7 protein-coding genes are annotated in these 4,178 nt (G+C 67.7%); 2 read left to right on the plus strand and 5 right to left on the minus strand.

Annotated elements, in window-relative coordinates; all coding sequences use genetic code 11:
- Together ACTHJJ_RS04860 and ACTHJJ_RS04865 are read right to left on the minus strand one after the other, a co-directional pair.
- Window positions 1–773, minus strand: a 773-nt coding sequence (locus tag ACTHJJ_RS04860; RefSeq protein ID WP_440301808.1) for an SRPBCC family protein, incomplete at its 3' end; no start/stop codon positions are given.
- Window positions 770–1,348 carry an ArsR/SmtB family transcription factor gene (locus ACTHJJ_RS04865; RefSeq protein ID WP_440301809.1) on the minus strand — a complete coding sequence of 193 codons (579 nt, stop codon included), beginning with the start codon at window positions 1,346–1,348 and terminating at the stop codon, window positions 770–772. The genes ACTHJJ_RS04860 and ACTHJJ_RS04865, both read right to left, overlap by 4 nt.
- Window positions 1,349–1,801: 453 nt before the next feature.
- Here ACTHJJ_RS04865 and ACTHJJ_RS04870 point away from each other — a divergent pair, with 453 nt between their 5' ends.
- On the plus strand, window positions 1,802–2,041 hold the full coding sequence (locus tag ACTHJJ_RS04870) for an ester cyclase (protein ID WP_440301810.1): 240 nt from the start codon (window positions 1,802–1,804) through the stop codon (window positions 2,039–2,041).
- Between the two features lie 183 nt (window positions 2,042–2,224).
- Window positions 2,225–2,812, plus strand: a complete 588-nt coding sequence (locus ACTHJJ_RS04875) for an alpha/beta hydrolase (RefSeq protein ID WP_440301811.1) — start codon at window positions 2,225–2,227, stop codon at window positions 2,810–2,812.
- A 72-nt stretch (window positions 2,813–2,884) separates the two neighbouring features.
- Here the strand turns inward: ACTHJJ_RS04875 and ACTHJJ_RS04880 are convergent, their stop codons facing one another.
- The 3 genes from ACTHJJ_RS04880 to ACTHJJ_RS04890 form a co-directional block, all read right to left on the minus strand.
- The gene (locus ACTHJJ_RS04880) at window positions 2,885–3,238 is read right to left on the minus strand and encodes a type II toxin-antitoxin system HicB family antitoxin (RefSeq protein WP_440301812.1); all 354 of its coding nucleotides are present in this window, start codon (window positions 3,236–3,238) and stop codon (window positions 2,885–2,887) included.
- A complete protein-coding gene (locus ACTHJJ_RS04885) occupies window positions 3,238–3,483 on the minus strand; it encodes a toxin HicA (protein ID WP_440301813.1) in 246 nt (81 codons plus the stop codon). The genes ACTHJJ_RS04880 and ACTHJJ_RS04885 overlap by 1 nt, the downstream gene beginning before the upstream one ends.
- A 190-nt stretch (window positions 3,484–3,673) precedes the next feature.
- Window positions 3,674–4,178: tyrosine-type recombinase/integrase (locus ACTHJJ_RS04890; protein WP_440301814.1), on the minus strand; the 505-nt coding region annotated here is incomplete at its 5' end.

The following is a 4,178-nucleotide window of genomic DNA, read 5'->3' on the forward strand; positions in this document are numbered from 1 at the left end:
CCCTGCAGCCAGGCCCGCCAGGCCGGCTCCTCGCGCCGCACGTAGTCCGCGGCTTCTGCGGAGAACAGGTACGCCCGGACGCCGGCCGTCGCCTTGCCGCCGCCCTCGTCCCACGCGAAGACGCTGAGCATTCCGGGAACCGGCGCGCTGAGCCGGACCAGCGTCTGCCGCTCACCGACGCGCTCGACCGTGCCGGTGGCGCCGCGCAGCTCGACTGTGGCGCCCTCGTCGCCCAGCCCGAGCGCGTCGTGCAGGGTTGACCAGAGCGCCGCCGCGTCGCCGGGGTGGGAGGCGCTGGCCTCCAGGTGCGTGGCCTCCTGGCCGGGGAAGTGCGACAGGTAGAGGCGCAGGTTGTCGAAGAACGGCATCCAGCCCGGGCCCATCGTGTCCCAGAACTCCGACTCCCAGGCGGCGCCGGTCCCGAAGCCGCTGCTGGTGACGCGCACGATGCAGGTTCCGCCGGACTGTGCCTCGACGAGGAACTCCGACGTCAGCGGGCTGAGCGCGTCGGGGTCCTTGCCCATGAGGGCGGCCCAGTCCTCTTCGTAGACGAGGCGGCGCGGCGGCTCCCATGCGGTGACCTGGCCGTCCGAGCCCATCTCCGGGCCCATGGTGAAGTGCAGGGAGCCGCCTTCGCGCTCCTCCATCTCGGTCGGCGTGAACCAGGCACTCATGCCCTTGGCGGTGGCGATGGCTTGCCAGACCTGCTCGGGGGTGCCGGGGACCTCGACGCTGAACTCCAGGCGGTACGGGACGTTCGGGGTGGTGCTCATGGGTTCTCCTCAGGAACGGGGTGGGCGGCGACGAGGAGCCGGTGTGGGCGCCCGTCGTCATGGTGGTAGCGAGCGGCCAGGTCGAGCACCGCGGCGGTCAGGTCGTCGGCGAAGGCGGCCCGGTCGGCGGCCGACCGGAAGCCGATCTGCGTGTCGATGGTCAGGGTCGGCAGGCGCTTGCCGGACGCGCCTGCCCGGCGCGCCAGGGCGCCGACCTCGCGCACCAGCCGACCGGCCAGCGCGACGAGGTAGCTTGCCGACAGGTGGTCGGCGCTGGCTTCCGGGTCTGCCGCGGACGCGCTGACGGCCGCCGGCGACACGACATACGACGCCGCCGACGCCTGCAGCACCCGCTCCGTGATGCCCCCGTGCCGGCGCTCGCCGGCCGGCTCTACCAGGCCGTGGGCCTCGAGCGCCTTGAGGTGGTAGTTGACCTTCTGACGCGCGATCCCGACTCGGGCGGCGAGCCCGGCGGCGGAGGCCGGGACGGCCAGCTCGCCGAGCAGCCGGGCCCGGACCGGATCCAGGGCGGCGGCAGCGGCCTCTGCGCTCTCGATGACCTCAACGTCCCGCATGTCGCCACCTTGCCCTTGACAAGAAATATTGTCAAGGGCTTCGTCCTCGCCATGATGACGAGGATGTGCAGCGGTGCACCTCCGGCTCGGGCTACGACTCCCCCTGCGAGCTTCAACGATCGGGGCACTCGTCTCGGCACCAGTCCTCTATCGCGGCGCTGCGACGCGGAGCTTCAAGCGGCTCGCTAGGTCTCCAACACGGTGTCGGCCGTATCTCATCCGAGTAGATTGGCCGAGTCTTGGCTGACGGACGGGGGATGATGCCGATGCCCAGCGACGACAACAAGCGCGTCGTGTCAGAGTTCGTTCGGCGCTGTCAGGATCAGCACGACCTTGCCTACGCCGACGAGGTCTTCCATCCGGGGTTTGTGAACCACTATCGGCCCGAGGGACGAGCGATTCCCAGCACCGAGCAACCTGCGAGCGGGTTCCAGGCCTTCTACCGGGGAACTGTTGCGGGCTTTTCCGGATGCGCGCATGGAGATCAATGAACAAATCGCCGAGGGCGATCTGGTGAGCACGCGGAAGACGTTGCGCGGTACGCATCACGGCGAGTTGTGGGGTTTGGCGCCGAGCGGGAACCACGTCGAGTTCGAGTTCATCGACATCTTCCGGGTGGCTGATGGTCTGCTCATCGAGCACTGGACGAGCATGGACCTCGGAGCCTTGAAGAGCCAGATGCAGAGGGCCTAGGAGCTTCGGGGCGACCAGAAGAGACGGGATCGATGGTCGTCGCCGTGCGGCGGTATGACGCCCCTATCAAATGCATCGGTCGGGTCGCAGCAGTTGAGGACGATGGCGGCGAGGTCGTCGCATGCCTTGACGAGCAGTCTGCCGACCTGCTCGTGTTGGTAGCGCTGCGAAGGGAGTTTCGCCATGGCGAAGGCACGGCAGATCCTGTTCATTCAGGGCGGCGGGATGGGAACGCACGACCACTGGGACAACAAGCTGGTTGCGAGCCTATGCGGAGCGCTCGGGGACGGGACTGAGGTCCGGTATCCCCGCTTGCCTTGCGAGGACGACCCGAGTTTCGCTCGGTGGAGCCCGGCGATCCGACGTGAGATGGCGGGCCTGGACGATGGCGCCGTCGTGGTCGCGCATTCCGTGGGTGGGACGATCCTCGTCAATGCGCTCGCCGAGGAGCCGCCGGAGGGCGAGCTCGGGGCGATCGTGCTCATCGGCGCCCCGTTCGTCGGTGAGGGCGGCTGGCCCGGGGACGAGTTCGTCCTGCCGAAGGACCTTGGCGCGAGGCTTCCGCCCGGCGTGCCCGTTCACGTGTTCCATGGCCTGGTCGACGAGACGGCGCCACCATGGCATGCCGAGCTCTATGCCCAAGCGATCCCGCAGGCGCTGATGCACCGATTGCCCGGGCGCAATCACCAGCTGAACAATGACTTGAGCCCCGTGGCAGAGGCGATCGGTCCCGACAGACCCAGACCCGTGCGCCCAGATAGGCCGGATTAGACACACAGAAGCGGCGGATAGACCCATCTCGGAACGCCTACCCGTTGTGGCCCCGCTGCGCTTGTGTGGCCTTCAGCAGTCGGCCATAAGCTTTCGGACGACCCATTGGTTAATGCTCAAGTTCTCCTCGGCCGCGCGTACCGCTATGTCTCGGTGCAGCTTCTCGCCCAGCCGGAGGTTGAACTTTCCGGAATAGCTGCGCTCAGAGATCGGCTGCGGCACTTCCTCACCCCGTTCCTGCATATCGGCGATGACGTTCGAGAGAAGGGCCTCGAGTCCTTCGAGTGCCTCGAACTGGGAGGGTGCCAGCCAGGAGAGGGAGGGAAACTCCACCACGGTGGCGACGAACTCGTCATCCTCTACCGACCAGGCAACCCGGTAGGTGTAGTGCGGCACCTCGATGTGCTGACGCTTTAGGGTGTCCATCACTTCGCCTCCTTCTTGTCGATCGCTTTGAGTACCTGGCGCACTTGGTAGGCCTTAGCCTTGCCCTTGTCGCTTTGTATGTTGACCCGGGGATCACCGGGCCAGGGGGTCTTGAACACCGCGTGTGAGGATCCTGTTTGGCGGGGCTTCCCGAAGTGGTGTTCGCACACTTTGTGGAGATCGTTGTAGGTGATGTTCTGTGGATTGCGGCGCATTGCTGCAACGATCGACTCCACTGACGCCACACGTTGATGGTACTGCTGGCAGTACCACACGCCAACAGCTGGTCTTCGGCCCCGCACACCCAGTCCCGCCGTTTGTCACCGACTGGGCGGGGTGAGAACCCGCTCGGTGGGTGGTCCGATCCCGGGGCGCGTACCGACGCCATGCCCGTGCGGCTGCCCCCGACGGGCTCCGGCGGGCGGTTAGGTCTAGTCACACGCCGGCGACGTAGGCGGTCAGGAAGTGGACGCCGTGCCGGTCGAGGTTCCCGCGGGCACGGTCATAGTGCTCGGTCGTTCGTGGATCGGCGTGCCGGGCGAGGATCTGCGCGTCGCGCAGCGGCACGCCGGCATCGAGGGCGTTGGTGATCGCGGCGTGCCGCAGCGAGTGCGGGCTGATGTGCCGCGGGATCCCGGCCGCCTTCGCGATCCGCGCGACCATCCGATAGGCGTCGCGTCGGTCGATCGGCTTGCCGGAGACCGGTCGAAGCACGAGTCGCCCGCTGATCCGCTGACCGCGGCAGGCCTCCAGGACCCGCAGCACCGGGACGGTGATGGGCATGGTGGCCGGCTTGTTGCCCTTACCGACCACGTGCAGGACGCGGTGACCGCGCAGCGTCTCGGTGTAGTCCTCGATGCGCACGGCTGCCGCCTCGGAGGCGCGCAGCGCGTTGATGCCCAGGAGGTAGGCCAGCGCGCCGTGATGCACGGTGATGGTT

Source organism: Intrasporangium sp., from assembly GCF_051961875.1.
In the GTDB taxonomy this organism is placed as follows: Bacteria; Actinomycetota; Actinomycetes; order Actinomycetales; family Dermatophilaceae; genus Intrasporangium_A.